The following is an 18,117-nucleotide window of genomic DNA, read 5'->3' as shown; positions in this document are numbered from 1 at the left end:
CTATTTCTGCTTTGTGATTGCGATAGCATCTCCGGTCTGTCACCGTTGTCCTCATGGAAAAGCAACTTCAGGAACTGCGCAGCCTAGCCTCGTCGGCCGAAAACCGGCGGACGGAAACGGGTATTCCCCGCGTCGCCATGGTCCAGGGCGAGATACCGGAACATCGCCTTTCGGCCGTCTACGAGCCAATGATCAACCTGATCCTGACGGGATCGAAAACGATGACGGTCGGAGACCGGACCTTTGCCTACGATCCAGCCACCTATTTCGTCATGTCGGTCGATCTTCCGGCCGTAGGATCGGTGCATCCGTCGGCGTCCGGGGAGCCGTATCTCGCGGTCAGCCTGACGCTACATCCTCCGACGGTCGCGGCGCTGATTAGCGATCTTCCCGTTCAGGTCTGCGGCAAGCTGTCTGGATCGGGCTTCTCGGTCGCGCCGGTCAACAACGAGTTTCTTGACGCTTGGGTGCGGATGCTTCGGCTTATGGACCGGCCGGACGAGGTTGCCGTGCTCGCGCCTGCCTACGAAAGGGAAATCCTGTTCCGGGTGCTGCAGGGGCCTCTCGGCTGGATGCTTCGGGACATCGCCGTGCCTGATGCGGCGCTCTCACGGATCGGCGCCGTGATCCAGTGGATCAGGGAGAACTTCGCAAAGCCCTTGAAGGTGGAGGCGCTTGCCGAAATGGCGGCCTTGAGCGTTTCGGCGTTCCATCGCCACTTTAAGGCTGTCACCGCGCTGAGCCCGATCCAGTACCAGAAGCAAGTCCGGTTGTTGCATGCGCGGACGCTTCTTATGGCCGGAGAGGGAAACACTACTTCGGTGGCGTTCGGTGTCGGCTACGAAAGCCCGAACCAGTTCAGCAGGGAATATGCCCGGCAGTTCGGCTTACCGCCATCCAAGGATATATTACGTCTTCGAGGCGAGGCCGCGTAACTGTCCCTATGCGGGAGACGTCCGTTTTCGAGAACCTAGTCGGGCATGGAAGCGGCGCTTGACATGGGTTCAGGGCCCAACTCAATGCACCGAAGGTGCAGCGATTGCGCAAGCGCGAAATACGGGGCATCGAAAACAGAATGATTTTTAGGTGATTGCTTAAATCAATGGCGGAGAGGATGGGATTCGAACCCACGATACGCTTTTGACGTATACTCCCTTAGCAGGGGAGCGCCTTCGACCACTCGGCCACCTCTCCGGTCGAGGCCTGATTATTTCGGATGCTTGCCGATTGCAAGGTCTTTTCGCAACAGCGGTGGAAATGCTGTGCACCGACCTCCCGGAGCACAGCTTTTGCCCTGTCAGTAGCCGGATCGGCCACCGGAATTGGGGATGCCGCGGCCGTAGCGAGCCGCCAGGCCCCGAAGCGCGCCGGCAAATTCGGCAACATCGGAGCCCACGGCAACGAATCGCGCACCAAGATCGATGTAGCGCAGGTTGAGCGCCTCGTTGAACGTCAGGATGCCCGCCGCCTTTCCGGCGGCCGTGATCGTGCCGATCGCCTTCTCGATGACTTCCTGAACCTCGGGCGCTTCGATCCGGCCGATATAGCCCATGTCCGCGGACAGGTCGGCAGGGCCGATGAAGACACCATCCACGCCATCCACGGCAGCGATATTCTCCAGATCGGCGATGGCGGCGCGGGTTTCGGCCTGCACCAGAAGGCAGATCTCGTCGGATGCCGTATCGGCATAATCGGCAATCGTGTTGAAGGCCGAGGCCCGCGCAACGGCTGCGCCCACCCCACGGATGCCGTGCGGCGGATAACGGACGGCGCGGACTAGTTCGCGGGCCTGCTCTGCCGAATCGACCATCGGCACCAGAAGCGTGCGGGCGCCGGCGTCGAGCAGCTGCTTGATCATCCATGTCTCGCCCGTCGGCGGGCGAACCACCGGCTCAGCCGGGGACGCTGCCAGCGCCTGCAGCTGCGATATGATGCTGCGCAGGTCGTTCGGACCGTGCTCGCCGTCGATTACCAGCCAGTCGTAGCCTGCCGTCCCTGCCAGCTCCGCGAGAAGTGGCTCCCCGGTGTTCAGCCACAGGCCGATCTGGGGCCGCCCACCCTCGCGGAGGGCGGCTTTGAACTGGTTCTTCGGTACAGGCATAAGATATTTTCCTAGGAGAGAAGTTGCTTGAGATCGGCCGCCGCATCGGACAGCACCGCCCGGTCGGGTTCGATACCCAGATCGAGAAGTTTCTTGCCCGTGACGTAGGCCTTGGCGTCGTTGATGGCATCCACGGCAACGAAGCGCCCGTCGCGGAAATACCAGATGGAGACACTGCCTTCGCGCATGCCCGGCCGGACCAGCGTCTCGTCGTAGCCGAGATTGAAGCCGGCGATCTGCAGTTTCACGTCGTACTGGTCGGACCAGAACCACGGTGTCGGCTGGTAGGGAGCCGTGCCGCCGGCAAGGATGGCGGCAATCGCCTCGGCCTGATCGACGGCGTTCTGAACGGATTCGAGACGGACCTGCCGTCCCTTCCAGGGCAGGAGCGTGCAGTCGCCGGCAGCAACGATCGACACGTCTGAGGTCCGGCCGAAAGCATCGACGATGACGCCGTTGCCGACATCCAGGCCGCTTTCCTGCGCAAGCCGGTCCTCGGGCGTGACGCCGATGCCGACGATGACGAAGTCCACGTCGATCACGCTGCCGTCCGACAGTTCGGCGCCACAGACCTTGCCATTCTTGCCGATAAGGCGGGCGAGCCCCGTCCGCTCGCGTATGGTAACGCCGTGCTGCAGGTGAATGGTGCGGATCACGTTGGCGGTTTCGGGCGCCGCCACTCGCGACAGGATGCGATCCGCCATCTCGATCACCGTCACCTCGACCCCGAGATGCCGGGCAACCGCCGCAGCCTCCAGCCCGATATAGCCACCGCCGATCACAAGCAGACGACGGCCCGGGAGCATCTCCTCGGCGAGCAGATCTGCATCGCGCTTGTTGCGCATGACGAAGACACTGTCGAGATCGCCACCGATCGCCGCCGGAAGTGTGCGTGGGACCGCGCCCGTGGTCAGCGCCAGCGTTTGGTAGTCAAGCCACGAGCCGTCCTGCATGCGGACACGTTTCTTTGTCCGGTCGATCTGCTCGACATAGGTCGACAGCCGAATTTCAACATTGTTTTCCGCGTACCAGTTCTCGGTGCGAAACGTCAGGCGGTCGAACTCCATCTCGCCCATAAGGTACTTTTTCGACAAGGGCGGTCGCTGGTAAGGAAACGCGTCTTCCGAGCCGAGGATGGTAATTGGCCGGGCATCCTTCAGCGAACGTAATTTCGCGGCGAGTGCAAAACCCGCCTGCCCCGCTCCCACGATAACCAGCCTGTCTGTCAAAACTCTTCCTTCCCGCCTTGCGGCCCGGACATAAGCTCCTGATCCCGAAGGGGTAGCTTTGCACCGGTACGGCGTCAACAGGCGGACCGCAGATGCTCCAACCATGCCTGCGTTGGATTTTCGCGGATTACGCTACTGGGTTGAAGATGTTCAGGATGTATTAGTCCAATGCCGGTAGAATCACTGCAACGAGGAGCCAGAAGGAGGGTGTTATGCCCTTGAACATGGAACGAGACCCTAAACAGAACATCCCCCGCGACCAGGTCTTCGAGAAGTTTACAATCGATCGCCCGGGCAAGATCATCTTTGTAGGCCACCACCTCAGCACCAAGACGCATGTGCGTTGCCTGATCCGCACCATTTCGCTCTATGGCGCGGAACTGGACGTCAGCCCGAATGTGCCTGTGCCCAACAATTTCTTCCTGAAGATTCTCGGCATCCATGACGATATCGGAAGCACGCTGATCCGCCGGGAAGAAGAAAAGGTCACAATCGGCTTCAACATGCTGATCGATAGCGAGTTCCTGCATCACGTCATTCGCCTGAGCTTCGAGAACAGCTAGGGCGGAGCGCGCGTCTCGCTTCCCATCGTTACCCGCCGGACCTCCGCAGGCCTGCCATTGCGGTCGGCCCAGCGGACCGACAAGCGGCGCGCCCCCACGGCCTGTCGACACGCCACCGGCAACGCCTCGCCGGTGAAGCCATTTGGCGTTACTGAGGACTTGCGTGGTCGAAAATCAGCCTTATGGTGCCGGTTTTCGCAGCAGAGCTCATCGCCATGTCCGCCTTTTCCCGCTTCACGCCCCTCATCAACTCGCTTCCCGCCACTGTGCCGTTCGTCGGGCCGGAGGCGATCGAGAGAAATCGCGGCCTGCAGGTCAAGGCCCGCATCGGGGCCAACGAAAACGGTTTTGGACCGGCACCCTCCGTGCTCCGGGCCATCACGGAAGCCGCCGCCGATACCTGGAAATACAGCGATCCCGAAAACTACGAACTGAAACAGGCTCTGGCGAGCCATCTCGGCTGCCGACCCGAGAACCTGGCCATCGGCGAGGGAATCGATTCGCTTCTCGGTCAGATCGTTCGCCTGGTGATCGACCCCGGCATGACCGTGGTGACATCGCTTGGCGCCTACCCGACTTTCAATTTCCATGTGAACGGCCATGGCGGGCGGCTGGTGACGGCACCATACGCTAACGACCGCGAGGATCTCGACGGGCTTCTGGCGGCGGTGCGCAAGGAGAACCCGCCCCTCGTCTATTTCGCCAACCCGGATAATCCGATGGGCAGCTGGTGGGATGCGGACAGTATTGTGGAGTTTGCCCGGGCGCTGCCGGAGACGTGCCTGATGATCCTCGACGAGGCTTACTGCGAAACGGCGCCGGCAGGATCCACACCTTCCATCGAGGCCCTGATCGACCGCCCGAACGTGGTGCGGACGCGAACTTTCTCCAAAGCCTATGGCCTGGCAGGCGCGCGGGTCGGATACGTCATCGCAACACCCGGCACCGCGAACGCCTTCGACAAGATCCGCAATCACTTCGGCATGGCGAGAATCAGCACCGCGGCAGCGCTCGCCGCCCTTGCAGACCAGCCCTATCTTCAAGACGTGCGGAACAGGATCGCCGCATCCCGCGAACGGATCTCAACCATCGCCCGGGCAAATGGCCTTTCACCGCTGTCGTCGGCAACCAACTTCGTCGCCATCGATTGCGGTCGGGACGGCGTCTATTCGAAAGCCATCGTCGATGGGCTGATGGAGCATGGGGTGTTCATCCGCATGCCGGGCGTTGCACCGCTCAATCGCTGCATCCGCATCAGTGCCGGACCGGAAGCCGACATGGCCCTCCTGGAAGAGGCGCTGCCGCAGGTTCTTAAAACTCTTTGATATGACGAAAACCGCATAGGATCGCGCCGGCCTTGTTCCTGCCGGTCGCGGTCCTATCCGTTATGATATCGTCGTGCAGCGTTTGAAATCCGTAGCGAAGTTTATCACGCCGCCGGATCAGTGCAGCGTCATCCATTCGCGAGCGGCACGAAGTGCCGCAGCGAGGTCTGTTTTGCTCATCGTCCGGGCCAGATCGGCGCGAAGCTCGGCGGCACGGTCGGAACCCTTGATGGCCGCGATGTTCAGCCATTTGTGAGCCGAAACGAGATCCACCGGGCAACCACGACCTGTCGCATACATCAACCCCATGTCGCAGAAGATGTCGGGGCGGGCTTCGCCACCCATCGTGGCGTATTCGGAATTCTGCATTTCAAAGCGTGCCATCGTTTTTGTCCCTGTTCGAAGCCTGTTACTTCGGCATGTCCCTGTTTTATTTCCCTTTCGGGCACCTTCCGGATCACCGTCTTCAAGCGGTTCATCTGGTCCTTCAGGCCGGCGGAATTTCCCGCTCGTTTGTGAGGATGACTATGCGGCAGATTTTCCAACAGTCGCCTAAAAGGCATGATTAATTTGATGAAAACAAAATCCAAACGCTTGGTAAAATTGGGTTTTTGTTAAATATCAGAAGCCCTGCGGATTAGGCGATTTGCCTCAAATTTTACGAAAAATTCAGATCCGGATTTCAACCCTTCGCTAACCACCATTCAAGGAGCGGCGTGAACCTCTCTGAGTTTCCGCGGCGACCACCCTCCGAAAATCCCGCTCACCGCCCGACCCGATAGATTTACCTTTACGTGCGCGTAAGCTAGCTTGGGCCTGCCCGCCTGAACCGCGGGATGGAGGAATGGCGCGCGACATCTCGCGCGAAATGGGATGGAGAACCAAACATGATGCGTCGATTGATGCTCGCGTCAGCATTTGTGCTCGCGGCGACCGCGGGCCAGGCCGCGGAGGCGATTGAAGGAAACTGGAAAACAGCCAGCGGCGAAACCGCAACGATTGCGGAATGCGGTGGCGCCTACTGCATTACCTTGAAAACCGGACAGCATGCCGGAAAGAAAATCGGCAGGCTTGCCGGAAGCAATGGCCGCTATGCCGGCGAGATCACAGACCCGGCCGCCGACAAGACCTATAGCGGCACCGGCTCGGTTAGCGGAAATTCGCTGCAGATGAAGGGATGCGTTCTCAAGATCCTCTGCAAGTCACAGACCTGGACCAAGCTCTGAGAGTTCTGCACAAAGTTCCGCCATCAGGCGTCGCAAATCCGGTTGCGGCGCCCCCTTCTGCTCAATTCACAGCCACCAGCGCGCCAAAAACAGGCAGCGCAGAGCATTTTTTCCCAATGTAACAGTTTTGTGAAACTCTTGAAACGGAGGGCATTCGTCAGTTTGCCCCGAAATCGCCACATATGCCGCACCGATGAAGGCGCGCCCTCGCCCATAGGTCACATTCACATCTTCTAAATCGTAAGCGACTGATTTCAATCAATATTGTTGACTTGCATGGGCGGCAACGGCAATCCCGGAAGCTCATGCGACCGTAAAAACTGCGCCCACATCACCCCTTATGGTTGCCGCCGATTTGGCAGCTCATCGATTGTCAATGTCTCGTTGACAACGCATTCCAATTTGCGGCCTTCCGCCTCCCTCGTTTCGATCCGATATCAGCCTCCAGCAAGCGACACTGGTTCGCTCTGGCTGACAAAGGAAACGAATATGACCAAGTCTCTTACTTCTACATTTGCCGCCGCTCTTATCGCGTCAGCTGCATTTGGCAGCGCTGCACTGGCCTCTGGCGACTATTATCAGGGCGCAGATGCCCAGCCGGCAGCCTCCGTCGATATCTTCCAGACAAGCAGTGTAGGCGAGCGTTCCATCCAGCGTGATGGCGTTTCGGTCCAGGTCGCGAACCAGGCCGTCGATCGTGGCGACTACTATGAAGGCGCAAACCGTCCGAACTAAGCCTGCCAGTTCATTCAAGACCCCGGCGTGCCCCGCATAAGGTCGCAAACTCTGCGTGGCAGCCTAATCATCCAAGGATATGAAAATGACCAAGTCTCTCACCTCCACTCTTGCTGCTGCCCTTATTGCTTCGGTCGCCTTCGGCGGCGCCGCACTTGCAGGCGGCGACTATTACACGGGCGCTTCCAAGGATGCCGCCGGACACATCGACCGCGTCCAGACCAGCAGCGTCGGCGATCGCGGCAGCTTCACGCATCAGAAGATCGCGCAGGCGCCCGACAACGGCGACTACTATGAAGGCGCAAACCGTCCGCAGTAATCGGTCGCAAGCCCATCAAGACACCAACATGCCGCGCATCAGGTCGCAAACTCTGCGCGGCAGTTCAAACTGTTCAGGATAAGAAAATGACCAAGTCTCTCACCTCTACCTTTGCTGCTGCCCTCATTGCCTCGGTCGCCTTCGGCGGCGCCGCACTTGCAGGCGGCGACTATTATGCAGGCGCTTCCAAGGAAGCCGCCGGACACATCGATCGCGTCCAGACCAACAGTGTCGGGGACCGTGGCAGCTTTACGCACCGCGAGGTCACCCCGACTGCCGACAGCGGCGACTACTATGAAGGCGCGAACCGCCAGCAGTAAGACCGAGCCATCGGTCGGTTCACCGCACCAGATCCACCGCAGATTGCGGTGGGCCACCAGTGGCCGGATACTTCCGGTGAAGATGATGTTTGCCGGTATTTTTGCGGCAGGCGTGATCGCTTCAGGCGCAGCGACAGTACCGCGCTCAACGGCGTAGCACATATAAAAAGACCAGCCGCCAAGGCGGCTGGTCTTTGCAGTTCATTCAAGACACCGGCTGAACGGCGGGTCGCAATCGCCCTTCACCTGCAGTGATTCCATGGTCTCTCAACAAGGGATCACAGCAACACCATAGTTGAACGCCATTGGCGAATCAACGGATGCTTTCGGGCTGCCAACGGGCCTCCGGAAAGAGGCGGTAGTTCGCATCGAAATAGGCACCACTTCACAACTGCTTGATCTATCTGCCATTTCTTTGTGAACGGCAAATCTCATCTTTCTCGGAACGATGTGATGGCGAGCGTGTTCTTTCCCTTGCGAGCGGCACAAAATTTCAAGCCGCTCGATGAGATCAATGGAAAGGCAGGATTATGAAAACCTATCTGACTTCCGGTTTTGCAGCCGCTCTAATTGCTTCCGCTACTTTCGGAGGCACAGCCCTTGCTCAGTCCACTCAGTACGATCCGTATGCGGAAGCTCCGCCCGCGGTCAATGACAGCCAGGTCGATACGATGTCCACCGGCAGCATCAATGGCGATAGCCGGTATATGGTTGGCGGCCCGAACATGTCCGACACCTATGTCGACGGTTCGCAGGACACCGGTGACTATTACAGTGGTGCCATGCGTCCAACCAACTAAGCGGTTCGTTCAAGACACCGTTCCCGCTCGGGTCGCGTAAAGAGCGGGAATGATCTGATCAAAGGCCGGCTTCACAAGCCGGCCTTTTTTCCATGCACACGCCTGAGTTCCCCCGGATTCCGTTTGCTATACTGAACATCACATGAACCCATGCGTCAGAGTGAGTTCAGGGCGGCGTCACTATCCTGCCACTATTGGATTTGGGAAAGTCAGATGTCAGTGCTCGCTCGCCGTCTCTTCATCGTTACTCTGATCTGCGCCAACTTCGCGATCCTGTTCGCGGCTGTTGCAAGCCAGCCGAACAATCGCGGTTCAAGGCACGGGTTGCTGCCATCCTCGCCCTGCCAGTCCTCGTTCGGCTGCGGAGTATCGCTATGAGAGCCCGGCCCCATTCGGGCACACGCGGCCTTAAAAGGGCGATCGTCACCAGCGTCCGCCTCTGCCTCGCCACCCTCATCCTCGTCGGTCCTCTGGCGGCCGTCGCAGTTGGCATGTCCGCGGACGGGCTGATGCCGAAACGTGGCGCTGGGCTTGTGCTCTTCGTCAGCCTCCAGCGGCAGTCAATGAGCTGAACCAGACCGACACGGGCCGCACGATGAGCCTTTTGCTTGTCAGCGACTTCATCCTATAATGCCACATGAGCAAACGAATCTTCTCCCTGTCGCCTCTGTCTTTCATCAGCCCAAGCCCTTACGAGCCCCGCCTCTTCGATGATCCGACGGAGGCCGTGGACGAGTTGACGAGGCTCTACGAGCGCAACACCACGTTCCTGATGCAGGCGTTCGATGCCCTCGGAAAGGGGGCCGCCGTCACCGGCCGCTACCGCGCCTGCTACCCGCAGGTCAGCATAGAATCGACATCGTTCGGGCATGCGGATAGCCGCCTTTCCTACGGGCATGTCACCTCGCCGGGCATCTACACGACCACGATCACCCGTCCGAAGCTCTTCCGCCATTACCTGAAGGAACAGCTCGGTCTGCTTATGCGCAATCACAACGTGCCGATCACCGTCTCGGAATCGACGACACCTATTCCGCTGCATTTCGCGTTCGGCGAAGGCGCCCATGTTGAAGCTTCGGCGACAGCGGGTCTGGCGGACGTGCCGTTGCGCGACCTGTTCGACACGCCGGACCTCAACAACACCGACGACCTGATCGCCAACGGCGAATATGACCAGGTGGTGGGCGAACCTGCTCCCTTGGCGCCCTTCACGGCGCAGCGCATCGACTATTCGCTGGCGCGGCTGAGCCACTACACCGCCACCAGCGCCAACCATTTCCAGAATTTCGTTCTGTTCACCAACTACCAGTTCTACATCGACGAGTTCACCGCCTGGGCACGCGAACTGATGGCGAATGGCGGCGAAGGCTATGACGCCTTCGTCGAGCCCGGCAATATCGTGACGCACGCCGGCACACCGCGCGATGAGGCCAACGTGGTCGGGCGCCTGCCCCAGATGCCCGCCTACCACCTCAAGAAAAAAGGGCATGCCGGGATTACGCTGGTCAACATCGGTGTCGGCCCTTCGAATGCGAAGACGATCACCGACCATATTGCAGTATTGCGACCACATGCCTGGCTGATGGTCGGGCACTGCGCCGGACTTCGCAACAGCCAGCGCCTGGGCGATTACGTGCTGGCGCATGCCTATGTCCGTGAAGACCACGTTCTCGACGACGACCTTCCCGTGTGGGTGCCGATCCCGGCGCTGGCCGAGGTGCAGCAGGCACTCGAGGACGCGGTGGAAGAGATTACCGGCTACGAGGGTTTCGAGCTGAAGCGCATCATGCGCACCGGCACTGTCGCGACGATCGACAACCGCAACTGGGAACTGCGCGACCAGCGCGGGCCTGTGAAGCGGCTTTCGCAGTCGCGCGCCATTGCGCTGGACATGGAATCCGCCACCATCGCGGCCAACGGCTTCCGCTTCCGCGTGCCCTACGGCACCCTGCTCTGCGTATCGGACAAGCCGTTGCACGGTGAACTGAAGCTGCCGGGCATGGCGACCGCCTTCTACCGGACGCAGGTCAGCCAGCATCTGCAGATCGGCATCCGCGCCGTGCAGAAGCTGGCGGCCATGCCGGTCGAACGCCTCCATTCGCGCAAGCTCAGGAGCTTCTACGAGACGGCGTTCCAGTAACGTAACGCCGCAGCGAGACCGTTACTCCCTTACCGTGTCTCTCAAGTGGTCGAGAGCCTTGCGCAGCTTCTCGACCACCTCGTCCACCTCGGAACGGCTGATCGTGAATGCCGGTGAGGCCAGCATCCGGTCGCCGGTCGCCCGCATCACAAGACCATTGTCGAGGCAGTGATTGCGGACCATCGTGCCGATGTCGTCGGGTTTGGCATAGCGGCGGCGGGTCGACTTGTCAGCGGCGAGTTGCAGGCCGCCCATCAGGCCGACGCTTTGCGCCTCGCCGACCACCTCATGATCTTCCAGGCTTTTCCACCCTTTAGCGAAATAGGGGCCGATATCGTCCCGCACCCGCTCGACGAGCCCCTCATCCTCGATGATGCGTATGTTCTCGAGCGCCGCTGCCGCGCAGACCGGATGGCCGGAATAGGTGAAGCCGTGATTGAAGTCACCGACCTCGTCGAGCATCACGTCCGCCACCCGGTCGCTCACCAATACACCGCCGATCGGCAGGTAGCCGGAGGACAGCCCCTTGGCAATCGGGGCGAGATCAGGCTCGACGCCGAAATGCTGGTAGCCGAACCAGGAGCCCAGACGTCCGAAGCCGCAGATCACCTCGTCGGACACGAGCAGGATATTGCGCTCGCGGCAGATCCGGGCGATTTCCGGCCAATAGGTTTCGGGCGGGATGATCACGCCGCCTGCCCCCTGGATAGGCTCCGCGACGAAGGCGGCGACGCGGTCCTCTCCCAGTTCGTCGATTTTCTCTTCCAGTTCGCGGGCCACCTTGAGGCCGAATTCGGCCGGCGAAAGATCACCACCCTCGGCATACCAGTAGGGCTGTTTGATGTGCGAGATGCCATCGATCGGCAGGTTGCCCTGCTCGTGCATCCACTTCATGCCACCCAGCGAGGCGCCGGCGACGGTGGAGCCGTGATAGGCATTCTTGCGCGCGATCACGTGGGTTTTCTCCGGCTTTCCGAGCGCCTTCCAGTAGACGCGGGCCATGCGGAGCCATGTATCGGACGCCTCAGAACCGGAATTGGTGAAGAAGACCCGGTTGAGCTTGCCGCCCGCATGGGAGGCGATCTTCTGGGCCAGCAGCGTGGTCGGCGGCGTCGTGGTGCCGAAGAAGCTGTTGTAGTAAGGCAACTCGTTCATCTGCCGGGAGACGGCATCTGCCATTTCCTTGCGCCCATAGCCGATGTTGACGCACCACAGGCCCGCGAAAGCGTCGAGATACTTCTTGCCGTTGCTGTCGAAGATATGAACCCCTTCCGCCCGCTGGATGATGCGCGTGCCGGCCGCATTCAGCTTCTTCATGTCGGAGAAGGGATGCAGGTGATGCGCGGCATCGATGGCGCCGAGATTGGAAAGGGACGATGTATCGGACATGGGGCGTAGCTCTGCCTTCTGATTGTGTGACCAATTCTTATCGGCTACGAACAGGGCTTCGCAACCTCCTTCAGAAGACATTCCCCATGACTGACGAGACTGCTCCGCCCCGCATCGAGATCCTACTCGTTGGCATGAACGGCGATCTGCGCGGCAAGCAGATCCCGCTCGAAGCGGAGAAGAAGGTCTGGGACGGCGCTGTGCGCCTGCCCTCCTCTACGCAATCGCTAGATATCTGGGGAGACGACAACGACGACATCACCGGCCTGTCCCTGACGATCGGCGATCCGGACGGCGTCTGCATTCCCGACCGCCGCAGCCTTGCGCCTATGCCGTGGGCGCCGGAAGGTTCGCGCCAGGTGCTCTCGACCATGCACGAACTGGACGGCACGCCGAGCTTCATGGACCCGAGGGCCATCCTTGCGGCGATGCTTAAACGCTACGAAGATCGCGGGCTGACGCCGGTGGTCGCGACCGAACTGGAATTCTACGTCGTCGAGGACGACTGGCGGGAAACCGGCAAGCCACGTCCTCCGGAACGGCTTACCTGGCGCGGCGAGCCGAACGGCTTCCAACTCTACGACATGAGCGCTGTCGATGCGCTCGACGGCTACCTGCAGACGGTGCGCAGCTGGGCGAAGGCACAAGGCCTGCCGGCCGATGCGACCACGGCGGAGTTCGGTCCCGGTCAATTCGAGATCAACCTGCTCCATCGCCCGGACGCGCTCGCCGCCGCCGACGACTGCATCTACCTCAAGCGGATCGCGGAACAGGCGGCCCGCAAGCATGGGCTGAAATCCACCTGCATGGCAAAGCCCTACGCCGAGCACGCGGGTTCCGGCCTGCACGTGCATGCGAGCGTCATCGACAGCGCCGGCAACAACGTGCTGGATGCGAAGGGCGGCGATCCCGTTCGGCTGAAATCCATCTGCGCCGGGATGCTAAACACGATGCGTGAGGCCCAACTGGTCTTTGCGCCTTTCGCCAATTCCTACCGCCGCTTCCAGTCCGGCTCGTTTGCGCCGGTCGACATAGACTGGGGTCCGGGCCACCGCGGCACGGCGGTCCGTATTCCGGAGAAGGATGGACCGGGCGCACGGGTAGAGCACCGCGTCGCCGGTGCGGATGCCAACCCTTATCTCCTGCTGACGGCGATCCTCGGCGGCATGCTGCTCGGCCTCGACGAGACGCTCGACCCCGGTCCGGCAACGGAGCCGGGCAAGCCCGCGCAAGGCAGCCGTCGCCTCACCCATGACTTCCTGACCGCGGTGGAAGACTTCGCGGCCTCGCCCTTCATCGCCGATACGTTCGGCGAGCAGTACCGGGCGCTCTATGCCGACACGAAGCGGAAGGAGGCCATCACCTACCTTCGCACCGTTTCCGACTTCGATTACCGGACCTACCTGCCCAGGATCTAGGTCGGCAGATCATCCGGCGCGACGCGTAAGGGGTGATGCATCAATGTTTAGGGGAATGTTCAACCCCTTCTTAGGCCGCGGTGCCTAAGGCCGGGGAAACCTAATTCTATCCGGCAGCATGATGCGCTTCATAGTCACCAAATCCATCGCGGCAGGGCTGCTATCCATGCTTGCCTCGCTGATCGTATCGTTCACGTTCGTCCCCATGCTGGGCGGACAGGTCGCGGGCGCCGGACTGATCATGACGATCGTCTGCCCGCTCGCAATCGGCATTCCGGCGTCGGCAATGCATTTCTATCAATCCGAACGCGTCCGCAGAGCCGAGGCGGCAACATCCGATGCACTTGCAAGGCTGGCCTCGGCCTACGAGGAATTACGGCTGCAATCTCGCCAGGACGACCTCACCGGCGTGCTCAACCGCTATGCCTTTCAGGAGGAGCTGGAGAATTTCAGCCGGAACGGCGTCACAGGATCTCTCGTCTTCCTCGACCTTGACCACTTCAAATCGATCAACGATCGCTACGGCCACGCCACAGGAGACGACGTCCTTCGCGCAATCGGGCTGATCCTCGCGAAATATCAAGGTCCGTCCGGTATCGTGGGCCGCCTCGGAGGCGAGGAGTTCGCACTCTTTCAGAGCGGCCTGAAGGTCAATGAGATGCTCGTCCGATGCGAGGAGGTCAGAGAGCTTATCCAACGCGTGGATGTCCGCTCTGCCTCGGGTGCGCGCGTGCCCGTTTCGGCCAGCATGGGAGCCTTTCACTGTACGACAGGGTTTGACGCCCTCGAATGCCTGAAGGCCGCCGACATCAATCTCTACCAGGCGAAGGCGCGAGGGCGAAACCGGGTCATCGTGTCGGCCTGAACGGTACGGATCGCGGGCTCAGCCTCACGGCATCTCGCACGCATTTCGGTGGCTCGTATCCGTGAGATCAGATGCCGCTGCCGACGCCTTGCTCAACCTGGCCCGAGTCGCGCGGCACAAGGACCTTGAGCTCGCCCGCATGGATCTTGAGCTTCACGTCGCGGTCCATGGGCAGCAACTCGCCATCGATGACGCAGCGGACATCGTGACGCTCGCGGGGAAAATGCAGTTCCAGTTCCGTGGCGGTCATGGCCGTGACGGCAGCGTTCTCCTTCAGCCGGCCGCGCAGTATGTCGAGCGCCAGCTGTGCGACACCCGCAGGCTTCAGGGGATCAGCAATGTAGAAGCCGAGATGGCCGCCGGTCAGGCTGTCAGCGAACATCAGCGGATCGCTGCCGAACTCGTTGTTGGAAACTGAGATGGCCGAAACCTTGCGGTGGCCGACTTTCCCTTCCGCGTTAAACTCCACCTCGAACTCCGGTGGATTGAGCATGACGCCGAAGGCAGCGCGGGTACTCGCCCTTATCTTTCCAAGACGAGACCCATAGGTCATCGAATTGCGATAGCGGACCATCCGGGCATGGAGGCCGGCGGAGAACTGGTGCACGAAACTCTTGCCGTTCGCACTGGCAATGTCGACATTCTGGACCTTGGCATCGGCCAGGACATCCAACACCTGCCAGATATCGAGGGGCAATTTCAGTGATCGTGCAAACAGGTTCATCGTGCCGGCAGGCACGATCCCCAGCGCCAGGCCGCTCCGCCAGGCGATATCCGCAGCCGCCGATATCGTGCCGTCGCCACCACCGGCAATCAGCCCATCGATGCCGTCGCTCTGCGCGGCCTTCTGCATCGTTGTGACGACGTCATCGCCGGCCACGACATGACAATCGATATCATGCCCGGCCTGCTTGAATGTCTTGACCGCATGGGCGCAGTAGGCATCCATGTCGGTGGTCCTGAACGTACCGCCATCGCGGTTGAAGACGGCAAACAGGTTCATCTGGCCTCGCTTGGGCAACGCGCCGGTTTTGGCGGCGGGACAACGGATCATTCCAGAAATGGTTGCGCGGTTGACACTTATCAACAGCGAGCCGGTCGCCACCTGCGCCCACCCATTCGCATGGAAGATGGGTGGAGCGCGCGGCAGGTTCTACCGCAATGCACAATCGCGTGGTATCTCTTTGCGACACGACCTCGATAATTCGCTCACCACGGGTGAATTGGGCGTCTCGCCGATTTCTCGCTTCAGCAGACATTACCACCATGAGTGACAACGCAGCCGCCCTCGATTCCGTCCAAAACCGGGCGGACCCTCGCGCCCCGGAATCCGTGACAACCCTTTCGCCGCTGGCGATCATCCTGATCGAGATCGCCCTTGCCGTCGGTGGCTTCGGCATCGGCACGGGTGAATTCGTCATCATGGGCCTCCTGCCGGATGTCGCTTCGACCTATCAGGTCAGCATTCCAATGGCCGGCTACGTGATCAGCGCCTATGCGGTCGGCGTCGTCATCGGCGCGCCGATCATCGCCATTCTTTCCGCCCGGCTGCCGCGCCGCACGTTGCTGCTTGGCCTCATGATAGTGTTCACTATCGGCAATATCCTGAGCGCGATGGCGCCTGACTTCTGGACCTTTACGGCGCTACGCTTCATCACCGGCCTGCCACACGGCGCATACTTCGGCGTCGCATCGCTGGTGGCTGCCTCCATGGTGCCGCCCAACAAGCGAGCGCGCGCCGTCGGCCGGGTGATGCTCGGCCTGACAATCGCGACGCTTGCCGGCACGCCGCTTGCCACATTGATGGGCCAGATGCTCAGCTGGCGGGCTGCGTTTTACCTGGTGGGCGGCATCGGCGTGCTGACCGTGTTGCTGCTCTGGTATTTCCAGCCGCGCGACACGGTGAAGGAGGGTGCCAGCATCCGCCGCGAACTCAGTGCCTTTGCCCGCACCCAGGTATGGCTGACGCTCGGAATCGCCGCGATCGGCTTTGGCGGCATGTTCTCCGTGTTCAGCTACATCGCCTCGACAACAACCCAAACGGCCGGCCTTCCGGTCGGCATGGTGTCGATCGTGCTCGCCCTTTTCGGCATCGGCATGAATGTCGGCAACATTGTCGGTTCGCGGCTTGCCGACATTTCGCTCAAAGGCACGATCGGCGGCTCGATGGTGTTCTACGTCTTCGTCATGCTTGGCTTTGCGCTCTTCGCGCACATTCCGATCGCCCTCTACATCACCGTCTTCCTGATTGGCTGCGGCTTTGCGCCCGGACCGGCCCTGCAGACACGACTTATGGACGTCGCGGCCGACGCACAGACGCTCGCCGCCGCCTCCAACCATTCGGCCTTCAACATCGCCAATGCGCTCGGAGCCTGGCTCGGCGGCCTCGTCATATCGTGGGGCTGGGGTTTCGCCGCAACCGGCTATGTCGGCGCATTCCTGTCGCTGGTCGGCCTTGGCGTGTTCCTGATTTCGGTCGCGCTGGAAAAGAGAGGCGTCCGCTAAACCTCGCAAGCTGGCCCAGATGCCCCGACATCACTCCTTGCCACCTGGAGGCATCGACAACATCTACAGCGAACGCAACGAATGAAGGAGAACTCCATGCGCGCCGTCGGCTTCACCATGCCCCAGCCCATCACTGCGGATAAGTCCCTGCTGGACATCGAACTGCCGAAGCCCGAAGCAACCGGGCGCGATCTTCTCGTCGAGATCAAGGCCGTCTCGGTAAACCCGGTCGATACGAAGGTGCGCAATTCCGCGGCCGTGGAAGCCGGCGACTATCGCGTGCTGGGCTATGACGCCGCCGGTATTGTTGCAGCTGTCGGCCCGGACGTCACGCTCTTCCAACCGGGCGACGAGGTCTTCTATGCCGGCGCGATTAACCGGCAGGGCACGAACGCCGAGTATCACCTCGTCGACGAGCGGATCGTCGGCCCCAAGCCGAAAAGCCTGAGTTTCGAACAGGCCGCCGCCCTGCCCCTCACCGCGATCACCGCCTATGAGGCGATGCTTCACCGCATGAAAGTGCAGGACCCGGTTCCGGGTGCGGCGAACGCGATACTGATCATCGGCGGCGCCGGCGGCGTCGGTTCGATCGCGATTCAGCTTGCGCGCCAGCTGACGGACCTGACGGTCATCGCCACCGGTTCCCGGCCGGAAACGCAGGCCTGGATCCGCGAGCTCGGCGCCCATCATGTCATCGACCATAGCAAGGCACTGGCACCGCAGGTGGAAGCGCTCGGCATCGGTGCGCCCGCGTTCGTTTTCTCGACGACTCAGACGGACCAGCACATCGCGGACATCCTTGAACTGATCGCGCCGCAGGGCCGTTTCTCGCTGATCGACGATCCGAAGGAGCCGATGGACCTGCGCCCCTTCAAGCGCAAGGCGCTGTCAATCCACTGGGAAATGATGTTCGCCCGTCCGGTCTGGCAGACCGCCGACATGATCGAGCAGCACAAGCTGCTGAGCCACGTCGCGGACCTGGTGGATGCCGGCCGGATCCAGACCACGCTCGCCGAAACCTACGGCACCATCAATGCGGAAAACCTCAAGCGCGCTCATGCCATGATCGAGAGCGGACGAGCCAAGGGCAAGATCGTGCTGTCCGGGTTCTGACCGGAGCTAGCCCTTCTCCCCGGCAGGCCGCACGATCCTCGGAGCCGTCGTTCGCCCAGCAGGTTGCAG

Annotated in this window: 20 protein-coding genes and 1 tRNA gene; 15 read left to right on the top strand and 6 right to left on the bottom strand. The window is 61.1% G+C overall.

All coding sequences use genetic code 11. The features are described 5' to 3' along the window. Positions 1 to 53 precede the first annotated feature (53 nt). Positions 54 to 935, top strand: coding sequence for an AraC family transcriptional regulator (locus LH464_RS10420; protein WP_226786303.1), 882 nt, complete (start codon positions 54 to 56; stop codon positions 933 to 935). 168 nt (positions 936 to 1,103) lie between these two features. Here the strand turns inward: LH464_RS10420 and LH464_RS10415 are convergent. The 3 genes from LH464_RS10415 to LH464_RS10405 all read right to left on the bottom strand — a co-directional run bounded on the left by LH464_RS10415 (position 1,104) and on the right by LH464_RS10405 (position 3,330). Further along, positions 1,104 to 1,194, bottom strand: a tRNA-Ser gene (locus tag LH464_RS10415). Between the two features lie 103 nt (positions 1,195 to 1,297). After that, positions 1,298 to 2,101, bottom strand: coding sequence for an aldolase/citrate lyase family protein (locus tag LH464_RS10410; protein ID WP_226786302.1), 804 nt, complete (start codon positions 2,099 to 2,101; stop codon positions 1,298 to 1,300). Between the two features lie 11 nt (positions 2,102 to 2,112). After that, entirely contained in the window at positions 2,113 to 3,330 is a 1,218-nt protein-coding gene (locus LH464_RS10405) for an NAD(P)/FAD-dependent oxidoreductase (protein ID WP_226786301.1), read from the bottom strand. 212 nt (positions 3,331 to 3,542) lie between these two features. On the opposite strand from LH464_RS10405, the gene LH464_RS10400 reads away from it, so the two are divergent. Together LH464_RS10400 and LH464_RS10395 are read left to right on the top strand one after the other, a co-directional pair. After that, positions 3,543 to 3,893, top strand: a complete 351-nt coding sequence (locus LH464_RS10400; RefSeq protein WP_226786300.1) for a hypothetical protein — start codon at positions 3,543 to 3,545, stop codon at positions 3,891 to 3,893. A gap of 215 nt (positions 3,894 to 4,108) precedes the next feature. Beyond that, entirely contained in the window at positions 4,109 to 5,218 is a 1,110-nt protein-coding gene (locus LH464_RS10395) for a pyridoxal phosphate-dependent aminotransferase (RefSeq protein ID WP_226786349.1), read from the top strand. Positions 5,219 to 5,335: 117 nt separating this feature from the next. On the opposite strand, the gene LH464_RS10390 is transcribed toward LH464_RS10395, so the two are convergent. Then, complete coding sequence (locus tag LH464_RS10390; protein ID WP_226786299.1) at positions 5,336 to 5,602, bottom strand: SEL1-like repeat protein; 267 nt, start codon at positions 5,600 to 5,602, stop codon at positions 5,336 to 5,338. 503 nt (positions 5,603 to 6,105) lie between these two features. On the opposite strand from LH464_RS10390, the gene LH464_RS10385 reads away from it, so the two are divergent. The 8 genes from LH464_RS10385 (at position 6,106) to amn (ending at position 10,758) form a co-directional block, all read left to right on the top strand. Next, on the top strand, positions 6,106 to 6,444 hold the full coding sequence (locus LH464_RS10385) for a DUF2147 domain-containing protein (protein ID WP_226786298.1): 339 nt from the start codon (positions 6,106 to 6,108) through the stop codon (positions 6,442 to 6,444). A gap of 489 nt (positions 6,445 to 6,933) precedes the next feature. Then, complete coding sequence (locus LH464_RS10380) at positions 6,934 to 7,179, top strand: hypothetical protein (protein WP_226786297.1); 246 nt, start codon at positions 6,934 to 6,936, stop codon at positions 7,177 to 7,179. A gap of 85 nt (positions 7,180 to 7,264) precedes the next feature. Continuing rightward, positions 7,265 to 7,498: a hypothetical protein gene (locus LH464_RS10375; protein WP_226786296.1), complete on the top strand. Its 234-nt coding sequence runs from the start codon at positions 7,265 to 7,267 to the stop codon at positions 7,496 to 7,498. 86 nt (positions 7,499 to 7,584) lie between these two features. Beyond that, on the top strand, positions 7,585 to 7,818 hold the full coding sequence (locus tag LH464_RS10370; RefSeq protein ID WP_226786295.1) for a hypothetical protein: 234 nt from the start codon (positions 7,585 to 7,587) through the stop codon (positions 7,816 to 7,818). Between the two features lie 530 nt (positions 7,819 to 8,348). Beyond that, positions 8,349 to 8,618 carry a hypothetical protein gene (locus LH464_RS10365; protein WP_226786294.1) on the top strand — a complete coding sequence of 90 codons (270 nt, stop codon included), beginning with the start codon at positions 8,349 to 8,351 and terminating at the stop codon, positions 8,616 to 8,618. 213 nt (positions 8,619 to 8,831) lie between these two features. Further along, a complete protein-coding gene (locus LH464_RS10360) occupies positions 8,832 to 8,996 on the top strand; it encodes a hypothetical protein (protein WP_226786293.1) in 165 nt (54 codons plus the stop codon). Beyond that, positions 8,993 to 9,190, top strand: a complete 198-nt coding sequence (locus LH464_RS10355; protein WP_226786292.1) for a hypothetical protein — start codon at positions 8,993 to 8,995, stop codon at positions 9,188 to 9,190. The genes LH464_RS10360 and LH464_RS10355 overlap by 4 nt, the downstream gene beginning before the upstream one ends. Positions 9,191 to 9,255: 65 nt before the next feature. Then, positions 9,256 to 10,758 carry an AMP nucleosidase gene (gene amn, locus LH464_RS10350; RefSeq protein ID WP_226786291.1) on the top strand — a complete coding sequence of 501 codons (1,503 nt, stop codon included), beginning with the start codon at positions 9,256 to 9,258 and terminating at the stop codon, positions 10,756 to 10,758. Between the two features lie 21 nt (positions 10,759 to 10,779). On the opposite strand, the gene LH464_RS10345 is transcribed toward amn, so the two are convergent. Then, positions 10,780 to 12,147: an aspartate aminotransferase family protein gene (locus tag LH464_RS10345; RefSeq protein ID WP_226786290.1), complete on the bottom strand. Its 1,368-nt coding sequence runs from the start codon at positions 12,145 to 12,147 to the stop codon at positions 10,780 to 10,782. An 86-nt stretch (positions 12,148 to 12,233) separates the two neighbouring features. On the opposite strand from LH464_RS10345, the gene LH464_RS10340 reads away from it, so the two are divergent. Further along, positions 12,234 to 13,565, top strand: coding sequence for a glutamine synthetase family protein (locus LH464_RS10340; protein ID WP_226786289.1), 1,332 nt, complete (start codon positions 12,234 to 12,236; stop codon positions 13,563 to 13,565). A 118-nt stretch (positions 13,566 to 13,683) separates the two neighbouring features. Further along, a complete protein-coding gene (locus LH464_RS10335) occupies positions 13,684 to 14,430 on the top strand; it encodes a GGDEF domain-containing protein (protein ID WP_226786288.1) in 747 nt (248 codons plus the stop codon). 67 nt (positions 14,431 to 14,497) lie between these two features. Here the strand turns inward: LH464_RS10335 and LH464_RS10330 are convergent, their stop codons facing one another. After that, positions 14,498 to 15,433, bottom strand: a complete 936-nt coding sequence (locus tag LH464_RS10330) for a diacylglycerol/lipid kinase family protein (protein ID WP_226786287.1) — start codon at positions 15,431 to 15,433, stop codon at positions 14,498 to 14,500. Positions 15,434 to 15,696: 263 nt separating this feature from the next. On the opposite strand from LH464_RS10330, the gene LH464_RS10325 reads away from it, so the two are divergent. Together LH464_RS10325 and LH464_RS10320 are read left to right on the top strand one after the other, a co-directional pair. Further along, positions 15,697 to 16,935, top strand: coding sequence for an MFS transporter (locus LH464_RS10325; RefSeq protein ID WP_226786286.1), 1,239 nt, complete (start codon positions 15,697 to 15,699; stop codon positions 16,933 to 16,935). 96 nt (positions 16,936 to 17,031) lie between these two features. After that, on the top strand, positions 17,032 to 18,048 hold the full coding sequence (locus LH464_RS10320; RefSeq protein WP_226786285.1) for a zinc-binding alcohol dehydrogenase family protein: 1,017 nt from the start codon (positions 17,032 to 17,034) through the stop codon (positions 18,046 to 18,048). The last annotated feature ends 69 nt before the right edge of the window (positions 18,049 to 18,117 follow it).

Origin of the sequence: Pseudorhizobium xiangyangii (assembly GCF_020531965.1) — a bacterium.
Lineage (GTDB): Bacteria > Pseudomonadota > Alphaproteobacteria > Rhizobiales > Rhizobiaceae > Neorhizobium > Neorhizobium xiangyangii.
Note: the sequence above shows the minus strand (reverse complement) of the source record. Positions and strands in the feature narration are given on the sequence as shown.

Excerpts from the sequence above, each read along its gene's own strand:
- LH464_RS10420 (WP_226786303.1), top strand. The coding sequence starts at position 54 with ATGGAAAAGCAACTTCAGGAACTGCGCAGCCTAGCCTCGTCGGCCGAA.
- LH464_RS10410 (WP_226786302.1), bottom strand. The coding sequence starts at position 2,101 with ATGCCTGTACCGAAGAACCAGTTCAAAGCCGCCCTCCGCGAGGGTGGG.
- LH464_RS10400 (WP_226786300.1), top strand. The coding sequence starts at position 3,543 with ATGCCCTTGAACATGGAACGAGACCCTAAACAGAACATCCCCCGCGAC.
- LH464_RS10395 (WP_226786349.1), top strand. The coding sequence starts at position 4,109 with ATGTCCGCCTTTTCCCGCTTCACGCCCCTCATCAACTCGCTTCCCGCC.
- LH464_RS10390 (WP_226786299.1), bottom strand. The coding sequence starts at position 5,602 with ATGGCACGCTTTGAAATGCAGAATTCCGAATACGCCACGATGGGTGGC.
- LH464_RS10385 (WP_226786298.1), top strand. The coding sequence starts at position 6,106 with ATGATGCGTCGATTGATGCTCGCGTCAGCATTTGTGCTCGCGGCGACC.
- LH464_RS10380 (WP_226786297.1), top strand. The coding sequence starts at position 6,934 with ATGACCAAGTCTCTTACTTCTACATTTGCCGCCGCTCTTATCGCGTCA.
- LH464_RS10375 (WP_226786296.1), top strand. The coding sequence starts at position 7,265 with ATGACCAAGTCTCTCACCTCCACTCTTGCTGCTGCCCTTATTGCTTCG.
- LH464_RS10370 (WP_226786295.1), top strand. The coding sequence starts at position 7,585 with ATGACCAAGTCTCTCACCTCTACCTTTGCTGCTGCCCTCATTGCCTCG.
- LH464_RS10365 (WP_226786294.1), top strand. The coding sequence starts at position 8,349 with ATGAAAACCTATCTGACTTCCGGTTTTGCAGCCGCTCTAATTGCTTCC.
- LH464_RS10360 (WP_226786293.1), top strand. The coding sequence starts at position 8,832 with ATGTCAGTGCTCGCTCGCCGTCTCTTCATCGTTACTCTGATCTGCGCC.
- LH464_RS10355 (WP_226786292.1), top strand. The coding sequence starts at position 8,993 with ATGAGAGCCCGGCCCCATTCGGGCACACGCGGCCTTAAAAGGGCGATC.
- amn (WP_226786291.1), top strand. The coding sequence starts at position 9,256 with ATGAGCAAACGAATCTTCTCCCTGTCGCCTCTGTCTTTCATCAGCCCA.
- LH464_RS10345 (WP_226786290.1), bottom strand. The coding sequence starts at position 12,147 with ATGTCCGATACATCGTCCCTTTCCAATCTCGGCGCCATCGATGCCGCG.
- LH464_RS10340 (WP_226786289.1), top strand. The coding sequence starts at position 12,234 with ATGACTGACGAGACTGCTCCGCCCCGCATCGAGATCCTACTCGTTGGC.
- LH464_RS10335 (WP_226786288.1), top strand. The coding sequence starts at position 13,684 with ATGATGCGCTTCATAGTCACCAAATCCATCGCGGCAGGGCTGCTATCC.
- LH464_RS10330 (WP_226786287.1), bottom strand. The coding sequence starts at position 15,433 with ATGAACCTGTTTGCCGTCTTCAACCGCGATGGCGGTACGTTCAGGACC.
- LH464_RS10325 (WP_226786286.1), top strand. The coding sequence starts at position 15,697 with ATGAGTGACAACGCAGCCGCCCTCGATTCCGTCCAAAACCGGGCGGAC.
- LH464_RS10320 (WP_226786285.1), top strand. The coding sequence starts at position 17,032 with ATGCGCGCCGTCGGCTTCACCATGCCCCAGCCCATCACTGCGGATAAG.